This window comes from Gloeocapsa sp. DLM2.Bin57 (genome assembly GCA_007693955.1).
Lineage (GTDB): Bacteria > Cyanobacteriota > Cyanobacteriia > Cyanobacteriales > Gloeocapsaceae > Gloeocapsa.
The window spans coordinates 1-25949 of the sequence record RECR01000087.1 but is presented as its reverse complement, the minus strand read 5'-3'; the positions used below and the strand labels follow the sequence as shown (position 1 = coordinate 25949).

Below are 25949 nucleotides of genomic sequence, written 5' to 3'. Positions count from 1 at the left end.
TTTAAATTTTCTGTAATTGTTTGACAACAACTTGGGCCAAAATATTAACGATTAGGGTAATTACCGACAGCACAAAAGCTGCGTACATTAAAGCTGATACCTGTAATCCTTGAGCTTCAGCGAATTGGTTAGCGATTAAAGCTGAGATTGTTGTAGCAGGTTGCAGCAAAGAAAAACTCACTTGGTTAGAGTTACCGATGAGCATCACAATCGCCATAGTTTCTCCTAATGCTCTTCCTAGTGCGAGCATAACGCCTCCGATAATACCAGAAGAAGCAGCAGGTATCACTATTTGTAAGATTGTTTCCCAGCGAGTTGCTCCTAAACCAATAGCTGCTTGACGCATATCTTTAGATACGTTAGATAAAGCGTCTCTACTAATTGCGGAGATCATCGGTAAGACCATGATTGAGAGGATAATCACCGCAGGTAGCATCGATGCTCTAGTTACACCTACTGGTCTTAAAAAAGGTACGAGAACGAACAATCCCCATAATCCGTAAACTACACTAGGAATAGCTGCTAATAATTCTACTAGAAAGACAAATACTCTTTGAATTCCAGATGGTATATAGTCTTCACTTAGAAAAATTGCTACTCCGATACCAATAGGTACAGCTATTAACAGAGCTAGAGCGCTACTAACTAGAGTACCAAAGATAGAGGGCCATAGACCAAAATTATCCCTAATGGGGTCCCATTGTGAACTAAAAAGAAAACCTAGTCCAAATTTACCAATAGCGGGGAATGCTTGTATAAGTACCTGAAGAATAATCCAGATAATCAGTAAACAGATAGCGATCGCCAAGGTTTTAGCTGCTATTTTAAATCCATTATCAAAGATTCTCTCTTGGGAGGAACGAGGTTGTATTGGTTTCTCAAAAGAATCTATTGTATTTGCTGTCACTGCTGTGTTCTCCTGCTCATTTTACTTTAATGATTTTTTTATAGTTTCAAGTTCAAGATCAGCCTAGCAGATCATGTTTAAGATTAAGTTAAGGTTAGGGATAAACTCTAATGATATAATTCTGGTTATTGTGTTTTGCAAAGGAGCTAAAATCTAGTGGTTCAATCCATAGCTCAAGATTTAAAAATTTGGTTAGAGGAATTAGCCTCAGGGGTAATTGCAGGTAAGTTAATTACTAAAGAAGAAGCCTTAACTCTTGCTACTATAGAGGGAGAAGCAGAGATTCTCTGGTTATGTGAAGCTGCTAATCGCATTCGTCAAGCCTGTTGTGGTAATGTGGTAGATTTATGCAGTATAGTTAATATTAAATCGGGGAATTGCTCGGAAAATTGCTCTTTTTGTTCTCAATCAGCACATCATCCAGGTCAAGATTCCCCAATCTATGGTTTAAAATCACAAGAGGAAATAGTAACCCAAGCCAAAGCTGCAGCTAATGCTGGTGCAAAACGTTTTTGTCTAGTTAGTCAAGGTAGAGGTTTAAAGTATAACAGTCCGAAATCAACAGAATTTAACGAGATTTTAGCCACAGTTAAAGCAATTATTGAGGAAACGGGAATTAAACCCTGTTGTGCTTTAGGGGAGTTAACCTACGCACAAGCATTAGAACTTAAAGAAGCTGGAGTAACTCGCTATAATCATAATCTAGAAGCCTCAGAAAATTTTTTCCCCGAAATAGTAACTACCCATAGTTGGCGCGATCGCGTGGAAACCGTTAAAAATGTGCGAGCAGCTGGTATCCAAGCTTGTACAGGTGGTATTATGGGTATGGGAGAAAGTTGGGAAGATAGAATAGATTTAGCTTTAGCTTTACGGGATTTAGGTGTAGAATCAGTACCAATTAACTTACTTAACCCTAGAGAAGGAACACCCCTAGAGGTACAAAATAAACTCAATCCCTATGAAGCAGTTAAGGCGATCGCTATTTTCCGCTTTATTCTCCCCCAACAGATTCTCAGATATGCAGGTGGAAGAGAAGCAGTGATGGGAGAATTACAGCATCTAGGATTACAAGCGGGTATTAACGCTATGCTAGTTGGACATTATCTCACCACTATGGGACAACCTGCTAGAGAAGATGAAAAAATGCTCAATTCTCTAGGTTTAGTAGGTGGAGAAGCGCCCATCCCTGGTGAATATTCTGTCTCTTAACCTTGGCTTTAGCATTGAAGAAACCTAAACCACTATTATCTTTACCCAATCAGTTAATTTGGGGCTTGATTGGCTTATTACTCACCATCGCTAGTACTTTTATGGAAGCTTTTACCACTAATCAACCTTGGTTATGGTATGAGCAAGGAATATCTACTCAGTCTTTAGGAGTTACCTATCAAATCGGTGCAGTTTTACTGACAGGTTGTATGGGGGGTAGAAATGCAGGGGCGATCGCCCAAATCGCTTATATCACTTTAGGTTTATCTGGTGTTCCCGTTTTTGCTAAAGGTGGTGGTTTTAATTATATCCAAGAGCCAGGTTTTGGTTACCTGTTAGGGTTTATTCCTGGTGCTTGGTTATGTGGTTTAATCGCTTTACGACAACGAGCTAAATTAGAGTTACTCGGTGTAAGTGCTTTACTTGGCTTAATAGTTATCCATATTTGTGGATTAATCTATTTAGGGATTCTTTATCTATTACCTGTCAATACTATTAATTCTCTAAGCCAGTTGGAAAGATTGGTACAATTACACAGTCTTAATTCATTTCCTGGACAATTGGCGATTGTTTGTGCAGTAGCAGTCATCGCTTACTTCTTACGTCGCATTTCTTTTTATTAGGGGTTTGACAGATAGTGAGGTTAATGTTAATTTCGTGATAAAATCATAATTCAAACGCTTCAATAATATGAATAAACTCACAAAATGCTCGATTTTAAGTGTTTTTTCAACGGCTATATGTATAAGTAGTGCCTCAGCTGCGGTAATTGTACCTCAAAGTATTTCTTTGCTTTCAGGTACTAAAACAAATGAGACACCTTTATCAAGAATGATTGATGGTTCTGGTTTAAGTGATCTATCTTTGTCTGCTGATTTGTTAACGGTTACTCATAACTCAACAGATATGAACGAGGCTAGATTGTTTACTTCTTCTGAAGCTTCAGTTAGGTTGGATTTAGGAAATGTATTTAATATAGAAAAAGCTTGGTACTGGAACACTAATACAATTGCTTTTAATGACGTTGGATTTATATCTTACAATTTCTTAGATTCACAGTTTTCAAGTATATTCAACTCTGGAAATGTATCTTTACCAGGACCATTTAATCTTGTAGATATGCCTTCTAATTTATATGACACTGGAAATGTTGTTGGACAAGTACGTTATGTTGATGTTGTTTTTATACGACGTAGTGGAGGTAGTGTTTTTGCCCCAGGTGAGATACGTTTTGAAGGTACAGTAGTACCAGAGCCTTTAACAATTCTAGGAACTTTTACAGTAATGGCGTTTTTACCTTTAATGAAAGCGCAAAAGAAATAATCTCAAAGTTTTTATTGCGTTAGTGATGGTGTAAGATTTCGTAGATTTATTGGCAAAATACATAAATTGCTGGTAAAAATATTCTAAAATTAGTAAGAATTGATAACTAATTATTTTTATGGGTGAATCAAAACGTCGTAAACAGTCTTTAGGGGAAGATTACGGGAAAGAACAAAGAGTCGCCCCCTGGCTTCCGATTACTAAGACACAAGCGTCTCAATTTTATCAGATTACTACCAGGGGAGCGTGGATAGGCATTGGGTTTTTAGTAGCATACTGGCTTACTATTCGCATTATTGGTCCTGCTTTTGGTTGGTGGCAAGTTGATTAGCGACTAAATGTTAACCAGTATCCTATATATACTCTTAGGGGGGTTTTTTGCGGGTCAAATTGCAAGAAGATTAGGCGCACCCCCATTGATTGGTATGATTATAGCAGGAATTGCTTTAGGACCACAACTAGGTAATTTACTAGCAGTCGAAGTCTTAGAAGGTGCGGATAACTTACGCATAATAGCGGTAATGATTATCCTCATGAAAGCGGGATTAGGGTTAGATAGAGACAAACTCAAACAACAAGGAAGTGTAGCGTTACGTTTAGGGGTTCTCCCTGCTAGTTGTGAAGCGATCGCCGTTGCTATAATCAGTATGTGGATTTTCCAGTTAGATTTTCCCACGGGATTACTATTAGGGTGTATCATTGGAGCAGAATCACCCGCGGTAATCGTACCAGGGATGTTGAGACTCAAGAGTTTAGGTTGGGGAGTAGCTAAAGGTATTCCCGACGCTATCTTAATTGGTAGTGCTCTCTCAGATGTGTTATTACTATTGGTATTTGGTTTATTGGTTAACTTTCTCAGTCAAGGAGAATTAGATTTAAGTAGTGTAGGTTTACTACCATTACAAGTAATTTTAGAGATAGGATTAGGGTTATTAGTTGGATATCTAGCAGCGCGTTTAACGGTATTAATACTAACTAAACAAAACTGGACACAAAATAGTGTACAAGATATCCTGATTGGTGCAAATATTGCCCTATTGTTGGTAGTAGGGGAAAAGGTTTTAGCCTATTCTGGCTATTTAGCGGCGATGGGGATGGGTTTCTTTTTAATCGAGTTAGATACACCCTTAGCGAGAAATTTGCGCAATGGTTTTGATAGCTTGTGGATTGTAGCTGAGATAGTTTTATTCGTTTTATTAGGAGCGAGTATTAAACTAGAGGTATTAGGGAATATTTTCCTACCAGGATTATTATTATTAAGTATAGGATTATTAGTAGGTCGTGGTTTAGGTTGGTATCTATCTACTGTAGGTAGTAACTGGAATTGGCGAGAGAGATTATTCTTATTACCTGCTAACAGCGCTAAAGCAACGGTACAAGCGGCGATTGGTGGGATTCCCTTAGCTAGAGGTATTGAAGGAGGAGAGGTTATTTTAGCTATAGCTGTACTCTCTATTTTAATAACTGCGCCGTTAGGAGCGTGGAGTACTATAATATTTGCACCAAAGTTATTAACTAAAGGAGAAGTAGATCCGACTAAAGTCAGTATAATTAATCGTATTAGCTATTTAGCGGTAGTGGATACCTCTGCTTTTGCTAAAGAAGTGTTAAAAGTAGTAGGAGAAAAAGCCCGTAGTAACAACGCTCAAGTAATAGTTTTACACGTTATCAACGAAACAGATACAGAGGGAGTCAAACAACTTCGGGAGATAAGTAAGCAACTCTTAGCAGATATTCGTTATCAGTTTCTCACCAAAATAGGAACAATTCCCGAGGAGATTATTCAGACTGCAGAAGATTACCAAGTTACTGAGATTATTATGGGTAAAAGAGGGTATCAACCATGGAAAAGGGTGTTAATTGGTTCTGTCTCTCAAGCGGTGTTAGAAAATAGCTTAATTCCCGTAACTATCGTCGAATATCGAGATGTAAGCTATGGCGATCCGCGCAGGTTTTAGGTAGAACGGTTTTAGGTGGAACGGAATTCCTTTCTTCCGAATTCTCCCCTACTCCCTTCTCCCTTCTTCCCTCTTCCCTATTCTTTAATTTTGAAGATTTTCTGATAAACAATCTCAACTATTGCACTTATAAAAAGATAAGGAATTAAATTAGGTAAAATCAAAGTAATCGGAAAATTTAAACTAGCGATAAAAGCAGCTAAACCAATATTACGACTAGCACAGACTAAAGCCAAAGTATGACGTCTTTGAGGATGACGACCACCCATAAGGTGACCAATAGCTAGAGATATACTGACAGTTAAGATAATAGCTACTAGAGAGGTAAAATTAATTTGTAAAACAAATCTAAAAGTTACCACCACAATTAAGAGAGTTATTCCAAGTAGGGAAAAATCACCGATGATTCTTAAAGGATTTCTGATTTTATTAGCTAGAGTTGAAAATTTTTCACTGATAAAGATACCTAAGACTAAGGGAATTAATTGAGCTGTAATAAGTTGGTTGACTATATCTAAAATATTAACTTGAATCTTTAAATTGCTATAAGCGAAAAAAAGCCAAAGAGTAATAGGAGTAGTGATAATTGATAACAGAATAACGACTATATGTAAACTAGCACCATAAGCAAAAATCCCCCCTTTTTTTAAGACTTTTCTAGCAGTTAGAGGAGAGCCAGGACAAGCAGCTATCAGTAATATCGCTGTAGAAATTTCTAGAGGTAATTTAAATAAAATTATAATCAAATAACTAGCTATAGGAACTAAAACGTCAACAGCTAAAAGCGATCGCTGTAAAAGTCTAGGTCTAGTTTGAAGATAACTCAAATGTTTAACCGTGATATTTAATCCTTGGGAAAGTTTAACAATAAACAGGGTTAAACCGAGTAGAGTTTTTAATACGTTTGTCATTTTATAGCGCTACTTGAATAGGGAATAGAGGGATTTCAAAGTTCGTCTCATAATTGGGGTTTAGGTGCTGCAGTCCATTTAATAACCTGTCAAAAGTATTTTAGAAACAAAGATCGATAGGCGTCAGTTTCCCAAGAGCGCGATCGCCATGTCAGAGGAGTCTCAATAATTTCCTTACCTATGACTAAGAAACCATCACGAGGAAAAGCGGTACAAAAACCTTTTGAGCGCCAATTAGGGGTTTTAAACCAGCGATAACCATCAATTATCTCTGTTATTCTCAGGGTTATACCTAAATCTCGTAAAATTTGTCTAAATTCGTCTAATTCTTTTTGGGCTTTTTTGAGTAAAAATTGAGGATAACGTCTTCCTGCAAATAATTTATACAATCTGGCTGTACTAGGAGGGATATTATAGGTAACGGTTACATGATAAGGTGGTATAATCGCTCCTTCTAAGCGACCAACGATAACTTCTTCGAGGGTATCCCATTCATTATAAGAATTAACAGGACAAGTATCAGCAGATAAGGAATTATTTGTCAATAGACTATCCCTGGTTTTAAGGTATTATTAATTATCTTAGTATTTTAAAGCTTTTGGCAATAATTTTAAAGCAGATTTTTGAGCCTAATAATTCCTTATTATCTAACACTAAGTTATAATCATACCGTAGAAAAAATACCTTTTTATAATAGATGAGTAAACCCAAAATAATTGTACTTGATGACGATCCTACAGGTTCACAAACCGTTCATAGTTGTCTGTTATTAACCCAATGGGATGTAGATACCTTACGTTTAGGGTTAAGAGATTCTGCACCATTATTTTTCATTTTAACCAATACTCGTGCCCTTCCCCCTGTAGAAGCAGCCCAAATCACCGCCGAAGTGTGCGATCGCCTCAAAATTGCTTTAGCAGCAGAAGGAATCCAAGATTTTTTAATAGTAAGTCGTTCCGATTCTACCCTCAGAGGACATTATCCCATAGAAACCGACGTTATCGCCGAGAAATTAGGTGATTTTGACGCTCATTTTTTAATTCCTGCTTTTTTTGAGGGAGGGAGAGTCACTCGTGATAGTATCCACTATCTGTTAGTAGATGGAGTAGAAACCCCTGTACATCAGACAGAATTCGCTCAAGATTCAGTTTTTGCTTATAGTCATAGTTATCTACCAGATTATGTCGCCGAAAAAACTAAAGGAAGAATACCAGCCTCGCTAGTAGTGAGGTTTTTAACCGCAGATATTCGTCAAGGTAGCTTAGAGAGATTGCTGGAGTTACATAATAATACTTGCGTGGTAGTAGATGCCGAAAATCAAGCCGACTTAAACCAATTCGCCCAAGATATACTTAGCGCAGTTGCACTCGGAAAGCGCTTTCTCTTCCGTAGTGCAGCAAGTTTATTAACGTCTTTAGCACAATTAGAACCCCAACCTATACCCCCTGAAGGGATGGGAAAATATAAGCCAACAGCAGAATCAGGAGTAATTCTGGTAGGATCTCACGTTAGCAAAACCACCCAACAACTAGAAAGGTTACTACAAGAACCAGATATTGTACCTATTCTAGTAGATGTAGTTAAGTTACAACAAAATCCCGAATCTCGCAACGATTTATATACAGAAACTATCACCAAAGTAACCGAAGTTCATCAATCAGGCAAAACACCTGTAATTTATACTAGTAGAGAAGAAATAACCTTTACTAGTGTAACAGAACGTCTCGCTTTTGGTGTGACGGTATCCTCTCTACTCATGGAGATTGTACAGACATTACCCACAACTATCAGTTTTTTAATTAGTAAAGGTGGGATTACTTCTAATGACGTCCTCAGTAAAGGCTTAAATCTCAAATCAGCCCGCTTATTAGGTCAAATTATCCCAGGATGTTCTCTGGTGCGTACATCTTCAGAACACCCCCGCTATCGCGATTTACCAGTAGTTTTATTTCCTGGTAATGTAGGAGGCGAAGAAGCACTAGTTACAGTTTACCATCGATTAAAGCAGCGATGAACTCATCAGAATCCTCCATATCTTTTGTTAATTGTTCCTCACAAATCAGATTAAAACGTGAAGAGAACAAAATATTGTTATTTTTACCTCAAACTGATGAACTCAATTGGGTAGAATTGTGTCAAGATTTGCAATGTCGATTACAAGGAAGCGAGGGAAGTTGGGAATCAGGAACAATTGTTTATCTGATGGCTAAAGATACTCTCGTGGATGCTAGACAATTGCAAATGTTAGCCTCTAGTTTAGCGATCGCTCACCTAGACTTAAAATGGGTGTGTACCAGCAGACGTCAAACCGCAGTAGCTGCAGCTACCGCAGGTTATTCCGTAGAGCAACAATTCGCCACCCAATCTCTTACAGGTGCAGAAGTTCCCCCTACTCCTATTCTAGCTGAACCGCTATACTTAGAAACAACTATACGCTCAGGTAGAGAAATACGTCACCCTGGTAACGTGGTAATTATAGGAGATCTTAACCCAGGAGGTGCTGTCATCGCCCAAGGAGATATTGTCATATGGGGAATATTAAGAGGGATAGCTCATGCAGGTGCTCAAGGTAATCGAGGAGCGAGAATTATGGCTCTGAAAATGGACCCCACTCAATTAAGGATAGCAGATCTAGTGGCAAGAGCACCAGATGCTCACCTAGATATACTCGAGCCAGAAGTTGCCTATATCACAAAACAAGGCATCTGTATCGCCAAAGCGGTTAAATTCTCCAAAACACATATTTTTGTACCAGAAGCTCAAAGTTGGATAGACTCAGAAACAAACACCCTAGATAACTCAGAAGAGAAATGACCCGAATTATTGTTGTTACTTCCGGAAAAGGCGGAGTGGGTAAAACCACCGTCTCTGCTAATTTAGGTATGACTCTAGCTACTTTAGGACGCAAGGTTATACTAGTTGATGCAGATTTTGGTTTAAGAAATTTAGACTTAATTTTAGGCTTAGAAAATCGGATCGTTTATACCGCAGTAGAAGTAATTGAGGGAGAATGTCGTCTCGAACAAGCTTTAGTTAAAGATAAACGCCAATCTAACTTGTTTTTGTTACCTGCGGCTCAAAATCGCACTAAAGACGCAGTAACACCCGACCAAATGCGCGAATTAATCGGTAATTTAAGCAATCTAGCTGATTATATTATAGTAGATAGTCCCGCAGGTATAGAAAACGGGTTTCAAAATGCGATCGCAGGAGCAAAAGAAGCAATAATCGTCTCAACCCCTGAAATAGCCTCAGTAAGAGACGCAGATCGCGTGATAGGCTTATTAGAAGCTAATGGGATCAAACGTATTCAATTAATTATTAATCGCCTAAAACCACAAATGGTACAGGTAAACGATATGATGTCTCCAGATGACATCCTAGAAATACTTGCTATACCCCTAATCGGTTTGATTCCAGACGATGAACGAGTAATTGTCGCTAGTAACCGCGGTGAGCCACTAATTCTGGCTGAAAAACAATCTCTCCCGAGTTTAGCTTTTAATAACATCGCTAGACGTCTAGAAGGAGAAAAAGTGCCAATCTTAGACTTACTCGGTATGCACGATAATATTATTAATCGGATTCGTCGTTTCTTTCGAGGGGATTAGTGAAACAATTAGAATTAACCATAGGTTGGCTTTATCCTACCCTGATGAGTACCTATGGCGATCGCGGTAACGTTATCTGTCTGCAACGTCGTTGTCAATGGCGCAACATCCAAGTATCTATCATTAATTTAGACCAACAACAACCCCCCGAAACCTACCAACAAGTAGATTTAATCGTCGGTGGAGGTGCGCAAGATAGACAACAGGCGATCGTTATGGCTGATTTACAGGGAGCTAAAGCCGATGCCCTAGGTGCTAAACTAGAACAAGGTACACCAGGAGTATTTACCTGTGGTTCTCCCCAACTTCTCGGACATTATTACGAACCTAAATTAGGAGACAGAATCGAGGGTTTAGGGTTATTAGATTTAACTAGTAAACATCACGGAGAAAATACCCCTCGTTGTATCGGTAATATCGTTTTTACCATTACCGCGTCTCCCCTAGCAGAAGAATTAACTACTATCTGGGGAGATGCTCCCTTAGTTATTGGCTTTGAAAATCACGGAGGACGTACTTATTTAGGGGATGTACAACCTCTTGGTCAAGTGATTAAAGGCTATGGTAATAATGGTGAAGATGGTTTAGAAGGGGCTTTTTATCGTCAGGCGATCGCTACCTACGCTCATGGCCCACTTTTACCCAAAAACCCTTTTATCGCTGATTGGTTGATTCAAACCGCACTTAGACAAAAGTATCAAACAGAAATTATCTTAACAAAACTTGATGATTCTTTAGCCCTCAAAGCTCGTGAAACGGTTTTAAATAAATTAAACTTAACAAATAGACTCAATAAAGCATAAACTATTATTTGATCTAAATCGTTTGTCATCGAGAAATAATATCAATGTTCTTGATTACTATCGAATTAATTCATAACCAGAAAATATGACTGGCAAAGTACTTAATCAAGGTGTTTCTAGCGCCTTAGTTCTGATCTTCCCTATTGCTGTAATCGTTGTCTTAGTATTAAAAGCGTGGTTATATTTAGTGTTATTCTTTATTTTCCTCGCGCTTTTAAATCTATGGCAAACTTATCGTTGGAAACAACAATGTCAACAAATTGATCCCTTTTTTTACGCTTTAATTACAGAACATCAGGGATATTTAACCCCCATTGATTTAGCTGTTAAAGCTAATCTTTCTGCAACAGCTGCTGAAAAGTTTTTAGCTAAAAAAGCCCAAGAATATGGCGCTCAAAGCAAAAAAGTTAATCACAAAGTTGCGGGATATTATTTCTTAACCGCAAATGCACTTAAAAGTATTTTTGAGGATAGCGAGCCTCTACCAGAGTCTGATGAGATAGAATTATCTCCACAATCGTCAGCATTTACTGCAGATTCAGTACCATCAACCAATACTGCAGATATATCCACGACTGAGTTAATCTCAGAGACTTCTACTACGGAGGAAGAAACTGAAACTGAGTTAATCTCAGAGACTCCTACTAGTGAAACTGAGTTAATCTCAGAGACTCCTACTAGTGAAGAAGAGACTAATACTGAGTTAATCTCAGAGACTCCTACTAGTGAAAAAGAAACTGATACTGAGTTAATCTCCGAAACTCCTACTAGTGAAACTGAGTTAACCCCAGAAACTCCTACTAGTGAAACTGAGTTAACCCCAGAAACTCCTACTACTGAGTTAACCCCAGAGACTCCTACTAGTGAAAAAGAAACTAATACTGAGTTAATCTCAGAGACTCCTACTAGTGAAGAAGAGACTAATACTGAGTTAATCTCAGAGACTCCTACTAGTGAAAAAGAAACTGATACTGAGTTAATCTCCGAAACTCCTACTAGTGAAACTGAGTTAACCCCAGAAACTCCTACTAGTGAAACTGAGTTAACCCCAGAAACTCCTACTACTGAGTTAACCCCAGAGACTCCTACTAGTGAAAAAGAAACTAATACTGAGTTAATCTCAGAGACTCCTACTAGTGAAGAAGAGACTAATACTGAGTTAATCTCAGAGACTCCTACTACTGAAGAAGAAACTGAAACTGAGTTAATCTCAGAGACTCCTACTACGGAGGAAGAAACTGAAACTGAGTTAATCTCAGAGAAAAAACTCTTACCCTTAACACAAGTAGAATTAGCTAAACGGTTGAACACTAATTCTAGTACTATTAGGAAAAAAAGAGGTTCACCAGATTTTCCTAATTGGAGTCAAAGTCGTGATCCAGAGGGAATCTCCTGGAGATTTTCCCACATAGATAATTCCCCCAAAAATATTATCTTTGAACCGATAATTGATTCAGAGGAAGAATAACACAGAATTAGATGAGACCCTGCGATCGCAGGGTTTTGATACTAATTACTCAGGATTTTTTTGCTGTTGATAAGTTTCTAAGGCTACTTTAGTAATAGTAAAAGTGAGACGAATTTGTTCTGATTGGGATAATTCTGTCCAGGTTTTTGACGGGATTGCTTGTGATCCTCTCATAGGATAAGCGATAGGACGAACAACGACTTGTAAATCTTCACTACACCAGTCAGAAAATAAGGGTTGAACACAATTTATGAGTTGATCCAGTAGAGAAGAAGTCTCCTGATAGTTATTTTGTATTTGTTCAACGATCGCTTCTAACCAAGTGGAGGGTACTGATTCCCCAAATTGTTGTAGTAATGTTTGCTTAACTTTATCCCCAGGATTGCGGGGGTAGAGTTCCTGAATTTGCTTAAAGAAATCTGAAGATTTTTGGATAGCTTTGGGAGATTTGAGATAATCTTTTACTCCAGAGGGTGGATCTAAGCTTTCGTAGTAATCCTCTGTACTTTCAGGAGACCATGGGTAGTTTTCACTCTCAGAAGACAATTTAGCTAGTAAATCTTGGTAAATTTTTTGTTTGATAATTTTTTTTGATGACTTGCTCATTGTTTTAAGGTAAATAGGTTAGCTATTTATAGCTACAATATAATTAAACTTGATTTCGGAAAATTTAGATTAAATAAGGTAACAAAGAATCGCCACCAAATCTAACTACATCGGTACAGGGTAAATTAGTGGTTTCTGTGACTGAATCTATGGCTTTTTGAGCCTCTTGAGTATTTAAACCAAAGGTATTGAGGGCGATCGCTTTCACTTTAGGACTAACAGAGATATTAGCCACCTTGGCTACCATTTCGTATAAACTAATCACTTCAGGTAGAGGAGGTATCAACACTTCGGGGATATCTTTAATTGCAGTTTGACCTGCGCGATGTACTAAAATTAAAGAAGTAGGTTGACTCCCACGGATAAGGGGTAAAGTAGCGGTAGATCCAGGATGAAGTAGAGAACCTTGACCCTCAATAAATAAGCAGTCATAATCAGGGTAACTTATCACCATTTGTTCTACTGCACCTGCTGCAAAATCAACCTTAATACCATCTAGGGGTATTCCTGTACCAGTAATTAAGATACCACCTTGTCCTGTTGCCAAAAATTTACTCTTTAACCCCTGTTGTTGAGCTGCCTTATTTAATTCTAACCCAGTGGACATCTTACCGACACCCATATCAGTCCCTACAGCTAGTATTCTTTTGGCTTTAAGTAATCCTGCGCGTGCTTTGCCGATGGTTAAATCGGCTGGTGGTTGACGAATATTCCAAATCCATTGATGAGGGAGTAAATTAAGTTCCGAGACAATGGGTGTATGTAAACCATTAGCGATAGATAATCCCTGTTTTATCGCTATTTCTATCTCTTGTTGCCAATCAGGGGATAAACTTCCTCCAGAGGGTGCAATACCAATGATTAAAATCTCTGGGGAGTAAGCTAAAGCTGCTTCTACATTTTTAACTATGGGGATATCTAGATTAATTCCTGTTAACTCTGCTAGGGATTCTCCCGCTGTTTGATAGTCAATCACTGCTACTGTAGAAGCTAAACCATAACGAAGGTAGGATAGTCCCGTTTTGCCACCATTATTGATTATGCCTTCATGCAGTAGAATAGCCACTCTATGGTTAGTTTTGATTTCCACGATGTTTAACTCCTAAACCAGGTAAATCTGGGGGTATTAATTTACCTGCTTTTACCGTTGCTCCTACAAAAGGATCATCAGTTAAATTAAGGTGACTATCTAAGTCTAGATAATCTACTAGAGGAGCTAAATGAGACATGGCGGTATTAGCTAGGCTACTATCAGAATAGCACCCATACATAATTTGTTTATCAAGAGTTTTTGCTATTTGAATCATATTCATGATTTCGGTTAAACCACCTGTTTTCATTAGTTTTAAATTAACTCCATCGATATAGGGAGCTAACCTCAGTAAATCAGTGCTATTACAACAGCTTTCATCTACAAAAATAGGTAAGGGTGATTCTTGGTGCAATTTAGCTAAATCGGATTCATCCTTTGTACTTAGGGGTTGTTCGAGGTATTCTACCCCTTGATTAGCTAACCATTGCGACATGGCGATCGCTTCTGTTAATTGCCAACCTCCATTAGCATCTACGGTTATTGGGGTGGAGGGTGCTAATGCTCTAATGGCGAGAAACATCGCTTTATCGGCTGCTATACCGTCAGGATTACCCATTTTTACTTTAATTATCGGTATATCTAGGATTGTTTGCCAATTTTTGAGTCTTGCTTGGGCTAATTCTGGAGTACTAATCCCAATGGTTAGGGAAAGTTGTGGGATTGTTTCTACATCTAGTCCCCATAAACGCCATAATGGCATAGCTAAACTTTTGCCTAACCAGTCTTGTAAGGCTACATCAATAGCTGCTTTAACTGGTGAAGTAATAGCTATGGTGCTCAAAAATTGGTGAATTTTTTGTCTTTCTAAGGGGTGAAATTTTTCTAATTGAGTGGAGATTGTCTGTAATTGTGAGATTAATTCTGGTGTGGTGTACTTGTGACTAGGAGAAAGAGAAAAACTCGAAGCTTCTCCCCACCCTGAGATTCCTTCTGCTTCTAGACGTAACCAAATATTAGTAGATGCTGCGGTTGTACCGCGACTAATGGTCAGAGGAAAGCGTTTATTAACTGTGAATAATTCAAAAGATATTTGCATTGCTATTTTAACCACAATAACCATTTTATGGTACTATCGATAGTGTCTCAAAATTTATTGTAAGTAAGACCTGGTTAAAATAATGACGGATAATAAAATACTGATTCATATCGGCTATCCTAAAACTGCTTCTACTTGGCTGCAAAAAACTGTATTTAGTAATGAAAATTTAGGGTTTACACCTTTTTCCCCATTTTCTAAAATCGAAAATGATCCAAGAGGAGATATGCAAGCATTAAAATATTTTGTTGATCAAAGTGATGTTGATTTTAACTCAGAATTAGTTTACCAAGAGTTGAATTCTTGTATAAAACAAAGTAATTTATTAAATATGGTTTATGTATTGTCAAATGAATGCTTTGTATTTCCTATATTTAAACAAGGCTATTATAAAATGACCGCGGATAGGATTTATCAAGTTTTTCCTAATGGCAAAATATTATGTCTAATACGTGAACAAAAGGCAGCTATTTTTTCTTTGTATAATCAGATAATTAAACTAGGAATTAATTACAGTTCAACTTTAGAAGAATTTCTAGGAATAAAATCAGGTGGGAGACTCAATCTTGGTATAGATGTTTCTGTGTATAAATATGATCAAATAATTGAATATTATCAAACTAAGTTTGGAAAAAACAATGTTTTATTTCTTCCTTTTGAGGTGTTTGTAAAAAATAAAAAAGAATGTCTTATTAAGATAATTAATTTTGTTGAAATAGATGCAAATATAAAGGAAATAGAAATATTAGCTAATGAAAAATATATAAATGAAAAACTGAAATCAGGAACAATAGAAATTAAAAGAATAATGAACAGAATATTCTATCAACCTTATAAAATTGGGAAAGAACAGTTAATAAGACGTAAAATAGTCACAAAATTAACTCCTTTAGTACAAAATTTAATACCTGAAAGGATGCATGTTCAAGCAGAAAAGCGTTTGAAAGGGATAATTGAAGAATATTGTCAAGATATGTATAAGGAAAGTAATCAAAAAACAAGTGAGTTAATTGGTTATAATTTGTCTGATTTAGGTTATGATTGCTGATTGTTAAGTTAAAGATAAAGGAATAAATCCTGATTATTACAACAAATTTCATCTATATAGATAGGTAAGGGTGATTCTTGGTGCAATTGAGCTAAATTGGATTCATCCCTTATACTCAGGGGTTGTTCAAGGTATTTTACTCCTTGATTAGCTAACCATTGAGATATGGCGATAGCCTCTGTTAAATTCCAACCTCCAAAAGTTTTAATAGCCAATAAACAATTTAACAAAAATAATCCCTGAAAAAATAATCTTAACTCTCTTTGTTGTTGTGCTAAAAATGAACTGAATACAAAAGAACAAGAATACTAATGAAAAAAAGAGTATAACCTCCCTTATTAGAAGAAAATTGCCAAAACTTTTTATTGTTCATCTCAAGACTCTCGGCTCTTCCGTACTTGGTATGCTGAAAATAGAGAAAAGCCTTACTGGGCGGTTGTTTAATTAGTTATTAACAGTTTAGCTTTCAGCCCTTGCCCAGTAAGGCTTATAATGATAAACCAGCATACTATGTACGCAAGAACCCAATCTTTATAAGGTGGGTTACGGCGCTCCTAGGAAAAATGTACCCTACATTGACAAATTATAATCCACCCTAGGATATCTAAAATTTGCTTATCACCATTCGGGGTTAGGAATTCTTCATTCTCCATTCTCCCCACCCCCTAGGGCGCAAGCATGATCGCCCCTACACCCCCAACACCTTTGTTCCGAGTTTAAGAAAAAAAACAGTCTAAGAGTCTCAGTATCAGTTAAACTGATTATGGTTTATCGTGTGATTAAGTGAAAGGGTATGGAAATCGGGCAAAAAGTTAAAGTATATCGTCTCAGAGACAAGCAAGCTAGTGATAAACTAGGGAAAGTCGGTACTATCGAACGTTATAAAATGACCGATGGTAGCGGAGTAGGAGTTATAGTCAAATTTGACGACAATACTTCTATTTGGTTTTTTGAAGACGAAATCAAAGCCATAGACTAAAATGGTTTAAGCAGACAATAGGGAATAGTAAGATGGCACGGATTCTGACTTTTTTAGGTAAAGGTGGTAGTGGTCGTACAACTATAGCGATCGCCGCTGCTCATAAACTCGCTCTCCAGGGTAGCCGTGTGCTATTTGTAGGACAAGGAGTTGACCCAACTTGGAGTAAAGCTTTAGGAATCACTCCTAATCTTGAACCCCAAGCTATTGAACCTAATCTCAAGGTAGTACAATTAGCTGCTACTTTATTACTAGAAAAAGCTTGGGATGAACTCAAAGCACTAGAAAAGCAGTATCTACGTTCCCCCATCTTAAATAACGTCTATGGTCAAGAGTTGGGGATCTTACCAGGAATGGATGAAGCTCTTGCTCTTAACGCTTTGCGGGAGTATGATGCTAGTGGAGACTATGATATTATCATCTATGATGGTATCGATAGTTTTCACACCATTCGGATGTTCGCTATACCTGAGATTCTCAGTTGGTATTTTCGACGTTTTCGCAAACTAATTACCGAATCTGACCTAGGTAAGGCTTTATCACCCTTTATTCAACCTATTACCGCAACTATTCTCAACGTATCTTGGAGTTTTGATAACTTTGCTCCTGAGCCGAATAACCGTGCTAATCAAATTCTAACCGATGGAATGGCAGCTTTAGCAGATCCTCAGCGTATCTCTGCTTATTTAGTGATAGACTCTCAACCAGAAGCTATAGATAGAGCACAATCTCTCTGGGGATCAGCCCAACAAGTGGGTTTAACCGTAGCAGGAGTCTTACTCAATCAACGTGGTATCACGCCTGAGATACAAGAATTATTCGAGCCATTAAGTTTTACAGATATTCCTCATACCAATACCAATGATTTAACAGTAATTAGCGACGCTTTACCAGATTTACAAACCACTCGACACGCACCCCTACCCGTTAAGATAGATATCAACGCTAAAGAAGTGCGGGTATTCTTACCAGGTTTTAACAAGAAACAAGTCAAATTAAGTCAATCAGGACCAGAAATCACTATCGACGCGGGAGATCAACGTCATAACCTTCTCTTACCTACTCCTCTGGCTGGTAAACCCGTTAAAGGTGCTAAATTTGAACATAATTATCTAGTTATCTCTCTTTGACCTGTAATTTTCGTTAAAATGTTAACAAAAGTTAACCTAAATAAACATAATGAGTTTAGTAGAGAGTATCTTATCACCAGAATATCTAACCTATCTACGCCAATCTGACCAAAAATGGTTAGACATCAGACAAGGAAATCTCCCTAAACCCGAAACCGTTAGCACTAGTCAAAGTAGTTTAACAGAAATAGACCAGGACGTAGTAATCTTAGGCGGTACATTAGGAATTATGATAGCCGCAGCTTTACAAGCATTAGGATGGCGAGTTACTGTAGTTGAAAGAGGGATTTTACGGGGAAGAAAACAGGAATGGAACGTATCAAGATCAGAGTTAGATGTGTTGCTAGAGTTGGGTTTGTTGTCTCCAACAGAAGTAGATCAGGCGATCGCTAGTGAATTTAATCCAGTCAGAATAGCTTTTCATGAAGGTTACGAACTCTGGGTAAAAGATGTTCTCAATATAGGGGTTGATCCAGTTTTTTTGTTAGCAACCCTGAAAGACAAATTTTTAGCCATGGGGGGAACATTATTAGAAAATACCCCTTATCAAAGGGCGATCGTTCATCCTAATGGTGTAGCCATAACCGCGGGTAACACCACTTTAAAAACCCGTTTACTCCTAGATGTAATGGGACATTTTTCCCCGATCGCTCAACAAAGCAGACAGGGAGAAAAACCCCAGGGAGTTTGTTTAGTAGTAGGAAGTTGTGCTCAAAATTATCCTCAAAACCAAACAGGAGATTTAATCGCTTCGATTACACCTATTCAAAATCAATGTCAGTACTTTTGGGAAGCATTTCCCGCGCGAGACGGAAGAACTACCTATTTATTTACTTATCTAGACGCTGATCCTGCTCGATTTAGTTTAGAATTTCTGATGGCAGAATATTTGCGTCTCTTACCTGAATATCAACAGCTAGAATTATCTCAACTAGATTTTAAACGCTTTTTGTTTGGTTTTTTTCCCGCTTATCAAGCTAGTCCTTTACAAAGTCCTTGGCATCGTATTTTATTTATAGGAGATAGTAGCGGTGCGCAATCTCCCGTCAGTTTTGGTGGATTTGGGTCGATGTTACGACATCTCAAACGTTTAAGCTTGGGTATCAATGAAGCGTTAGAAATAGACGCTTTGAATCGAAGTGATTTAGCTTGGTTACAACCCTATCAACCTAATCTCTCGGTGACTTGGTTATTTCAACGCGCGATGAGTGTCAGAGTCAACCAAGAAATATCTCCCTCACAAATTAATCAACTGATGAGTGGAGTATTTCAAAGTATGGATAAATTAGGAGAAGATGTACTCAAACCCTTTTTAAAAGACGTGGTACAATTTTCGGGTTTAGCCAAAACCTTACCCTTAGTCAATCCTAAATTAGTTTTACCGATTATTCCCCAAGTAGGGTTACCTAGTCTAGTTGATTGGAGTTGGCATTATCTGAATTTAGCTTTATATACTGGTTTATATCCTCTAGGAGAGAGTTTATCTCCTTTAGTAAAATATCTTACCCCACGTCAACAATATCTCTATCATCGTCAATTAGATGCTTGGCAATATGGCGCAGGAAAAGACCATGATTTATAACGTCATAGCGAGTTAAACGAAGCTGATTAATAACAATCAGGTTCATAACTATAACACCAACCACCTCCGATATTGTGGAGAATTTTCATACTAGTTTCGTGAGACATAGCTGATATTCGAGATAAAGTTTCGTAATATTCCGCTGTAGCTTCAAGATCTGACCATGAGTTATTTTGCTCAACTTCTTCTTCTATAGCTACTCAGGCTTCTGCTGGTATTCCCGCGAAAACAATCAAGGGTACACCAGGTCCTCCAATCTCAACAAAGTCTTGTTCTAAAGCGACAAAATAGAGATACACTAGAGATCCTGATGCAGGATCAGTATAAGCATAACTACTGAGTTGACGACCTCCTTGGATTTGTTGTTATCTAAATTCAGGAATAGCTAAAACAGATTGTGTGGAAATAAATAAAGAACTAACCAGAATAATTAATTTTTTCATAGAATAACTTTTACTTCTTGAAGATTTTTACTATCATAAAATAAGTTATCTGGAAGAGAGTTTAAGACATTTTTTATCATTTCTTGCAGGTTTTCTATCGCTTCCTCCTCAGTTTTTCCCGAAGAAGATAGATGATTTAAATCAGGACAAATAGCTATAAAATGCTTCATGTCTTCGTCCCATTCTAATCTGGCTTTGACAATCATAATATTTAGATAGCTTGAAAAAGCGGTTCAGCGCGGATTAAAAGAAAATCAGGATCTGTTTGCGCTAAATCACGATTATGGGGATTAATAGCGATCGCCTTACGTAAACAATCAACCGCTAATTCTACTTGTTGTATTTTAGCTGCACAGCAAGCCTGATTATACCAATTATACTCATCCTCTGGCTTAACGGCAAGAGCTTTTTGATAACATCTAATTCCTTGAAGATAATCCCCGAGATAACGCCAAGCATCGCCAGATTTAGACCAAGCCCAGAAATCTTGGGCTTCTACAGCTAGGGCATTTTTATAACATTTTATCGCCTCTTCATAATTACCAGAACGTAAATAAGCGTCACCCTGACGATACCACGCCCAATAATCTTGAGGTCGTTGATCAAGACTTTGTTGATAACTAGCTATGGCTTCGGTATATTCTCCTAATTGACGATAGGTGTCACCGAGTCGATACCAAGTCCAATAATCTTGAGGTCGTTGTTGTAATGCCTGTTTAAAGCTAACTAAAGCTTCTTGATATTCGTCTAAATCTTCTAAAGCGACGCAACCTCGATAATACCAAGCCCAATAATCCTGAGTACGAATCCCTAAAGCTTGGTCTAAACTAGTGATAACCTCCTCATAGCGTTCTAAACCATATAAAACATTAGCTAGACGATACCAAACCCAATAGTCATCACTACGGATACTAATAGCTTGTTCATAAGAAGTGATCGCCTCTTCATAAGCTTCTCTATCTTCTTGTCTCTTACCTTGATAATACCAATACCAATAATCCTGAGAGTTTGATTGTTGCGAATTCATAATTTAGGTATTTTTTTAAGTATAATTACTATCTCTACATTTTCAATTTTAAACGGTATGATTATGATTAAAGATTAATTTCTGATTAAAATTTATGAAATCCCAGTTGCGCGGTCTGGCTATTTTCACTACCTTATTACTAATTGGTTGTTGGCAATTCAATCAGCGTTGGCGAGAGTTTTTCCTGACTAACTTACAACCAATCACCACAATAGAGGTGGACAACTCATCCCTGATTATTGAACAATTACGTCAAGTTAGTCAACTCAGTACAGTTATTTTTACCACAGAGTCCTTGATTCCTACTAAAGCAGAAAGAACTCTAGGTCAATTTGTCGTAGGGAGAACAGAATTAATCTATTTAGCCCAAGGAGAAGTACGCGCGGGAATTAATTTAGCTGAATTAAAACCCGAACATCTTCAACAAACCGAAACTGGTTTAGAGATTATTCTACCACCACCAGAAATTTTAGACAGCAAAATCGATGTTAAGCGATCGCAAGTTTATCACTATCACCGTGGTTTTTTGGCTTTAGGACCAGATTTAGCCCCTGAATTGCAATCCCAAGCACAAAGACGCGCACTTGATCGAATCGTAGCTAGTGCTTGTCAGCGTGGCATCCTGACTCAAGCTAATCTAGAAACCCAAGTAGTAGTTACTCAATTATTAGAAAGTGCCGGACATGAGAATATCACTGTTAAGACCCAAGAACCTTCTAAAAGTGCTTGTAATGTTAGAATGGTAAGATAATTTAACAATCTTATCCTTAATCTACAAGTGAAAACCGCTCCTAAACAAGATTTAGATCAATATCTTAACGAGATACCAGATGAAGCAGAAATGTCTTTATTTGATCATCTCGAAGAATTGCGTATGCGCATTTTTGCTGCTTTAATAGCAGTAGTAATTGGTTGTATTGGTTGTTTTATTTTTGTTAAACCCATCGTGCAATTACTCCAACTCCCAGCAGATGGTGTAAAATTTTTACAACTAGCACCAGGTGAGTATTTCTTTGTTTCTATCCAAGTAGCAGGTTATAGTGGGATACTCGTAGCTAGTCCCTTTATTCTCTACCAGATTACTCAATTTGTTTTACCAGGGTTAACCCGTCGAGAACGTCGTTTAATTGCTCCTGTGGTATTTGGTTCTACAATTTTGTTTATTGCAGGCATTGTCTTTGCTTATGTAGCTTTGATTCCTGCTGCTTTACAATTTTTTATTAATTATGGAGCTGATGTAGTTGAGCAATTATGGTCTATTGATAAATATTTTAAGTTCGTTTTGTTGTTATTATTTAGTACAGGTTTAGCTTTTCAAATTCCCGTCATTCAATCTCTTTTAGGTGCATTAGGGATTGTTTCTTCTCAACAAATGCTCAAAGGTTGGCGTATAGTTATAGTTGGCTCTTTAGTCATAGGAGCTATTTTAACTCCTTCTACCGATCCTCTGACCCAATCTCTCTTAGCTGGAGCAGTATTAGGCTTATATTTTGGCGGAATCGGGGTAGTTAGATTAATGGGTAAGTAATGGTTATTAAAGTACAATCTGATTTAAGTTTAGAAGATTTTTTACTACTTCCTGAAACTAAACCTGCCCAGGAATTTGTCAATGGGAAAATAGAGCCAAAATTCATGCCCCAAGGAGAACATAGCCTTATTCAATGTGAATTAGTATCCCACATCAATCAAATAGCTAAACCATTTAAAATAGCTTATACTTTTCCTGAGTTGCGTTGTACTTTTGGGGGACGTTCTTTAGTTCCTGATGTAGCCGTATTTAAATGGCCAAGAATTCCTTTAACTGAAAAAGGAAAAATAGCTAACCGATTTGAAATTAATCCTGATTGGGTAATAGAGATTTTATCACCACAACAAAGTCAAACCAAAGTATTAGATAATCTTTGACATTGTTCAGAATATGGGACTCAATTAGGTTGGTTAATTGTTCCAGAAGAAGAAACAGTTTTAGTCATTTTTCCTGAACAAAAGATTAGGTTATTTAGAGATAATCATCTTCTCCCAATACTTAAAGAAATTGAGTTAGAATTAACAGCTAGAGAAATTTTTAGTTGGTTAATAGTGTAATTCTAAAACCTTAGGTTTAAATACCGAAACTAACTCAGCATTACTAGTGGTTAAACAGGGAAAATTAACTTGACGATAGTTTTTACCTACTTCTAAAGGGAAATTAGATTCAGGATTAAGTAAGGTAAAACAGCCTCCTGCTGCTTGCAGAATCGCCCAAACCGCTGCTATATCCCAAATTTTGGGGGTAGCTTCTACTCCGCCTAGTGCAGCACCACAAGCTACTAATAAGATATTATAACTAGCTACCCCAATCAGACGAATTTTACAGGGAAAGGGGTTTTTCAGTATAGACGTACTACGCGCACAAAGGTTAAATATATGATTTTGACTAGGGGAATCACTACTAGTGTGGATTGGTTGGTGATTGAGATATGCTCCCACAGGTCCTGTTAAATTAGTCTTACCATACCAATAACCGTGAAAGGTTTGTTGAATTTGAGGGAAATGTACTAAACCAAAAACAGGAGTACCTTGATAAAGTAACCCTAGGGATATTCCCCAAATCGGGATACCTCTAGTAAAGTTGGTTGTTCCATCAATGGGATCGACAATCCAACACCAATCCTGTTGGGGGAAAATATGCTCTGTTTCTTCGGTTAAGACACCATGGGTTGGGAATTTAGCAGCGATCGCCTCTCTAATTACTTGATCTGACCATTTATCTGCTTGAGTAACCAATGTTCCATCGCTTTTACGTTCAGGAGTTAGTTTACCAAAGTCTAAGACTAAGCGATCGCCTACTTCTTTAGTAAGATTTTCTGTAAAATCGAGTATTTCTGTCCAGAATTGGTTTAGAGACATATTTTTTGTAACGAGTTAATACTCAGAAAGGTGTAACAAAAAATTAAACCTTTATGATCATCTTCTCACTACAGACAATTTAGTGACTAATGATTCAGGTAATAATTGTTTAAAATATTCTCGTACTTTTTTTGGTACTACTAATTGATACATTTTAATAAAATAGGACTTAATGATTTTCAAATATTTTTCTTGTATAAGTTGATGATAATAAGTCATGAATCCATCAAAAGAGTTCTTATATTTTATTTTTCCTTGAAATAATTCTTCAGTAGAAGTTTTAGCAAAAGAAGTATTAGGATCTGTAGAATAATTATTAGGTAAGTGATAAATAAACACTTCTTCGGGAAAAGTGCCATCACTATTGATAGGCAAAACTAGACGGTGATAAAATTTATAAACCCACATCATTCCCGATGCTGCTTTCTCTCTGATACCTCCTGCACCTGTATTGCCATCTATCCATGCTTGAGTTTTAATAAATTCCTGCATTTGTATTCTACTATAAACCCAGCAGGCGTGATAAGGTCTCAAAGGAGAAAAATAATATTGACTTCCTATAGTCCAAATCACTGGAGCGGGCATTGGTTGTCTATAATCTGCGGCATAAAGTTTATCACCATTAGGATTTTCTACTCTGAGAAAACCTCTTATTTTGCCAGTTTTATAAACTGCCTCATTTTCTGCTAACCACCCCTTAAAAGCAATCCAAGGTATTAAAATATCATCTTCTATATACATAAATACATCGTAGTCTTCCACATGTTTTAACATATGTTCTCGATGAGTCCAAGTCAAATTAAAAGGGTGATCTAAATTTAAGTGAGTATGTATATCTACAGTGAAAGGAAGAGTATCTAAAAAGTCTTGGAGTTTTTCTTTAGTCTCTTCAGTGTTAGTATCAATAATTACGTGGATATCGCTAATTTCATAATTTTTAAAGTTTTCTAGGACTTTGAAGAGATATTGTTCTCTATCTGGGTTATAGTGAAAAGCAATATGTACAAGTAGTTTAGTTTGAATCATAAGTTTTACTTAAGAAAAATCAATAATTTTAAGGGCTATTAGAGCATATTTTAAGTAATATGTCAATCTGCAAGTTTCAATAGATACTTGAAATCTTAGGTTTAAATACCGAAACTAACTCAGCATTACTAGTAGTTAAACAGGGAAAATTAACTTGACGATAGTTTTTACCTACTTCTAAAGGGAAATTAGATTCAGGATTAAGTAAGGTAAAACAGCCTCCTGCTGCTTGCAGAATCGCCCAAACCGCTGCTATATCCCAAATTTTGGGGGTAGCTTCTACTCCGCCTAGTGCAGCACCACAAGCTACTAATAAGATATTATAACTAGCTACCCCAATCAGACGAATTTTACAGGGAAAGGGGTTTTTCAGTATAGACGTACTACGCGCACAAAGGTTAAATATATGATTTTGACTAGGGGAATCACTACTAGTGTGGATTGGTTGGTGATTGAGATATGCTCCCACAGGTCCTGTTAAATTAGTCTTACCATACCAATAACCGTGAAAGGTTTGTTGAATTTGAGGGAAATGTACTAAACCAAAAACAGGAGTACCTTGATAAAGTAACCCTAGGGATATTCCCCAAATCGGGATACCTCTAGTAAAGTTGGTTGTTCCATCAATGGGATCGACAATCCAACACCAATCCTGTTGGGGGAAAATATGCTCTGTTTCTTCGGTTAAGACACCATGGGTTGGGAATTTAGCAGCGATCGCCTCTCTAATTACTTGATCTGACCATTTATCTGCTTGAGTAACCAATGTTCCATCGCTTTTACGTTCAGGAGTTAGTTTACCAAAGTCTAAGACTAAGCGATCGCCTACTTCTTTAGTAAGATTTTCTGTAAAATCGAGTATTTCTGTCCAGAATTGGTTTAGAGACATATTTTTTGTAA

General features: G+C 37.3%; 27 protein-coding genes and 2 pseudogenes. 17 read left to right on the top strand and 12 right to left on the bottom strand.

The window, feature by feature from the left end; translation table 11 throughout:
- Position 1: 1 nt before the first annotated feature.
- Positions 2 to 907: a phosphate ABC transporter permease subunit PstC gene (pstC, locus tag EA365_11675; protein TVQ43823.1), complete on the bottom strand. Its 906-nt coding sequence runs from the start codon at positions 905 to 907 to the stop codon at positions 2 to 4.
- Between the two features lie 156 nt (positions 908 to 1063).
- Here pstC and bioB point away from each other — a divergent pair, with 156 nt between their 5' ends.
- From bioB to EA365_11650, 5 genes are all read left to right on the top strand, one after another.
- Positions 1064 to 2116, top strand: a complete 1053-nt coding sequence (gene bioB, locus EA365_11670) for a biotin synthase BioB (GenBank protein TVQ43822.1) — start codon at positions 1064 to 1066, stop codon at positions 2114 to 2116.
- Between the two features lie 101 nt (positions 2117 to 2217).
- Positions 2218 to 2739 carry a biotin transporter BioY gene (locus EA365_11665; GenBank protein ID TVQ43835.1) on the top strand — a complete coding sequence of 174 codons (522 nt, stop codon included), beginning with the start codon at positions 2218 to 2220 and terminating at the stop codon, positions 2737 to 2739.
- Positions 2740 to 2806: 67 nt separating this feature from the next.
- Positions 2807 to 3439 (top strand): PEP-CTERM sorting domain-containing protein, encoded by a 633-nt coding sequence (locus tag EA365_11660; GenBank protein TVQ43821.1) that lies wholly within the window; start codon positions 2807 to 2809, stop codon positions 3437 to 3439.
- Positions 3440 to 3557: 118 nt separating this feature from the next.
- Positions 3558 to 3770, top strand: coding sequence for a DUF2839 family protein (locus tag EA365_11655; GenBank protein TVQ43820.1), 213 nt, complete (start codon positions 3558 to 3560; stop codon positions 3768 to 3770).
- Between the two features lie 7 nt (positions 3771 to 3777).
- Entirely contained in the window at positions 3778 to 5397 is a 1620-nt protein-coding gene (locus tag EA365_11650; protein TVQ43819.1) for a sodium:proton antiporter, read from the top strand.
- 77 nt (positions 5398 to 5474) lie between these two features.
- Here EA365_11650 and EA365_11645 read toward each other — a convergent pair whose 3' ends face one another.
- Together EA365_11645 and EA365_11640 are read right to left on the bottom strand one after the other, a co-directional pair.
- Positions 5475 to 6308 carry a hypothetical protein gene (locus EA365_11645; GenBank protein TVQ43818.1) on the bottom strand — a complete coding sequence of 278 codons (834 nt, stop codon included), beginning with the start codon at positions 6306 to 6308 and terminating at the stop codon, positions 5475 to 5477.
- Between the two features lie 47 nt (positions 6309 to 6355).
- Positions 6356 to 6853: pseudogene (locus EA365_11640) on the bottom strand (hypothetical protein).
- A gap of 152 nt (positions 6854 to 7005) precedes the next feature.
- Between EA365_11640 and EA365_11635 the strand changes: the two are divergent.
- From EA365_11635 to EA365_11615, 5 genes are all read left to right on the top strand, one after another.
- Positions 7006 to 8322 carry a four-carbon acid sugar kinase family protein gene (locus EA365_11635; GenBank protein ID TVQ43817.1) on the top strand — a complete coding sequence of 439 codons (1317 nt, stop codon included), beginning with the start codon at positions 7006 to 7008 and terminating at the stop codon, positions 8320 to 8322.
- Positions 8319 to 9122 carry a septum site-determining protein MinC gene (gene minC, locus EA365_11630; GenBank protein TVQ43816.1) on the top strand — a complete coding sequence of 268 codons (804 nt, stop codon included), beginning with the start codon at positions 8319 to 8321 and terminating at the stop codon, positions 9120 to 9122. Before EA365_11635 ends, minC begins: the two co-directional genes overlap by 4 nt.
- Positions 9119 to 9919 (top strand): septum site-determining protein MinD, encoded by an 801-nt coding sequence (gene minD, locus EA365_11625; protein ID TVQ43815.1) that lies wholly within the window; start codon positions 9119 to 9121, stop codon positions 9917 to 9919. The genes minC and minD overlap by 4 nt, the downstream gene beginning before the upstream one ends.
- Complete coding sequence (locus EA365_11620) at positions 9919 to 10722, top strand: cobalamin biosynthesis protein CobQ (protein TVQ43814.1); 804 nt, start codon at positions 9919 to 9921, stop codon at positions 10720 to 10722. The genes minD and EA365_11620 overlap by 1 nt, the downstream gene beginning before the upstream one ends.
- Before the next feature lie 85 nt (positions 10723 to 10807).
- Positions 10808 to 12190, top strand: coding sequence for a hypothetical protein (locus tag EA365_11615; GenBank protein ID TVQ43813.1), 1383 nt, complete (start codon positions 10808 to 10810; stop codon positions 12188 to 12190).
- 45 nt (positions 12191 to 12235) lie between these two features.
- Here EA365_11615 and EA365_11610 read toward each other — a convergent pair whose 3' ends face one another.
- The 3 genes from EA365_11610 to EA365_11600 all read right to left on the bottom strand — a co-directional run bounded on the left by EA365_11610 (position 12236) and on the right by EA365_11600 (position 14925).
- Positions 12236 to 12796: a hypothetical protein gene (locus EA365_11610; GenBank protein ID TVQ43812.1), complete on the bottom strand. Its 561-nt coding sequence runs from the start codon at positions 12794 to 12796 to the stop codon at positions 12236 to 12238.
- A gap of 64 nt (positions 12797 to 12860) precedes the next feature.
- Positions 12861 to 13886 (bottom strand): DUF1611 domain-containing protein, encoded by a 1026-nt coding sequence (locus tag EA365_11605; protein TVQ43811.1) that lies wholly within the window; start codon positions 13884 to 13886, stop codon positions 12861 to 12863.
- Positions 13870 to 14925, bottom strand: a complete 1056-nt coding sequence (locus EA365_11600; GenBank protein TVQ43834.1) for a dipeptide epimerase — start codon at positions 14923 to 14925, stop codon at positions 13870 to 13872. The genes EA365_11605 and EA365_11600 overlap by 17 nt, the downstream gene beginning before the upstream one ends.
- An 82-nt stretch (positions 14926 to 15007) precedes the next feature.
- Here EA365_11600 and EA365_11595 point away from each other — a divergent pair, with 82 nt between their 5' ends.
- On the top strand, positions 15008 to 15973 hold the full coding sequence (locus tag EA365_11595; protein ID TVQ43810.1) for a hypothetical protein: 966 nt from the start codon (positions 15008 to 15010) through the stop codon (positions 15971 to 15973).
- Positions 15974 to 15981: 8 nt separating this feature from the next.
- Here EA365_11595 and EA365_11590 read toward each other — a convergent pair whose 3' ends face one another.
- Positions 15982 to 16203 carry a hypothetical protein gene (locus EA365_11590; protein ID TVQ43809.1) on the bottom strand — a complete coding sequence of 74 codons (222 nt, stop codon included), beginning with the start codon at positions 16201 to 16203 and terminating at the stop codon, positions 15982 to 15984.
- 563 nt (positions 16204 to 16766) lie between these two features.
- Between EA365_11590 and EA365_11585 the strand changes: the two genes are divergently transcribed.
- Genes EA365_11585 through EA365_11575 form a run of 3 tightly spaced genes read left to right on the top strand, consistent with a single transcriptional unit; the run spans position 16767 to position 19664 of the window.
- Positions 16767 to 16952 (top strand): DUF2862 domain-containing protein, encoded by a 186-nt coding sequence (locus tag EA365_11585; GenBank protein ID TVQ43808.1) that lies wholly within the window; start codon positions 16767 to 16769, stop codon positions 16950 to 16952.
- Between the two features lie 32 nt (positions 16953 to 16984).
- A complete protein-coding gene (locus EA365_11580; GenBank protein ID TVQ43807.1) occupies positions 16985 to 18082 on the top strand; it encodes an ArsA family ATPase in 1098 nt (365 codons plus the stop codon).
- Positions 18083 to 18131: 49 nt separating this feature from the next.
- Positions 18132 to 19664 carry an FAD-binding oxidoreductase gene (locus EA365_11575; protein TVQ43806.1) on the top strand — a complete coding sequence of 511 codons (1533 nt, stop codon included), beginning with the start codon at positions 18132 to 18134 and terminating at the stop codon, positions 19662 to 19664.
- Positions 19665 to 20103: 439 nt separating this feature from the next.
- On the opposite strand, the gene EA365_11570 is transcribed toward EA365_11575, so the two are convergent.
- Positions 20104 to 20313: a type II toxin-antitoxin system HicB family antitoxin gene (locus EA365_11570; protein ID TVQ43805.1), complete on the bottom strand. Its 210-nt coding sequence runs from the start codon at positions 20311 to 20313 to the stop codon at positions 20104 to 20106.
- Positions 20314 to 20318: 5 nt separating this feature from the next.
- Complete coding sequence (locus tag EA365_11565) at positions 20319 to 21134, bottom strand: tetratricopeptide repeat protein (GenBank protein TVQ43804.1); 816 nt, start codon at positions 21132 to 21134, stop codon at positions 20319 to 20321.
- Between the two features lie 94 nt (positions 21135 to 21228).
- On the opposite strand from EA365_11565, the gene EA365_11560 reads away from it, so the two are divergent.
- The 3 genes and pseudogenes from EA365_11560 to EA365_11550 all read left to right on the top strand — a co-directional run bounded on the left by EA365_11560 (position 21229) and on the right by EA365_11550 (position 23219).
- Positions 21229 to 21885 (top strand): DUF4230 domain-containing protein, encoded by a 657-nt coding sequence (locus EA365_11560; GenBank protein ID TVQ43803.1) that lies wholly within the window; start codon positions 21229 to 21231, stop codon positions 21883 to 21885.
- A 90-nt stretch (positions 21886 to 21975) separates the two neighbouring features.
- Entirely contained in the window at positions 21976 to 22662 is a 687-nt protein-coding gene (gene tatC, locus EA365_11555) for a twin-arginine translocase subunit TatC (protein ID TVQ43833.1), read from the top strand.
- Positions 22662 to 23219: pseudogene (locus EA365_11550) on the top strand (Uma2 family endonuclease). Before tatC ends, EA365_11550 begins: the two are co-directional and overlap by 1 nt.
- Here EA365_11550 and EA365_11545 read toward each other — a convergent pair.
- The 3 genes from EA365_11545 to EA365_11535 form a co-directional block, all read right to left on the bottom strand.
- The gene (locus EA365_11545) at positions 23208 to 24023 is read right to left on the bottom strand and encodes an inositol monophosphatase (protein TVQ43802.1); all 816 of its coding nucleotides are present in this window, start codon (positions 24021 to 24023) and stop codon (positions 23208 to 23210) included. The pseudogene EA365_11550 and the gene EA365_11545 overlap by 12 nt on opposite strands.
- Positions 24024 to 24080: 57 nt before the next feature.
- The gene (locus tag EA365_11540; GenBank protein TVQ43801.1) at positions 24081 to 25049 is read right to left on the bottom strand and encodes a hypothetical protein; all 969 of its coding nucleotides are present in this window, start codon (positions 25047 to 25049) and stop codon (positions 24081 to 24083) included.
- A gap of 76 nt (positions 25050 to 25125) precedes the next feature.
- Positions 25126 to 25938 (bottom strand): inositol monophosphatase, encoded by an 813-nt coding sequence (locus EA365_11535; protein ID TVQ43800.1) that lies wholly within the window; start codon positions 25936 to 25938, stop codon positions 25126 to 25128.
- Between the last annotated feature and the right edge of the window lie 11 nt (positions 25939 to 25949).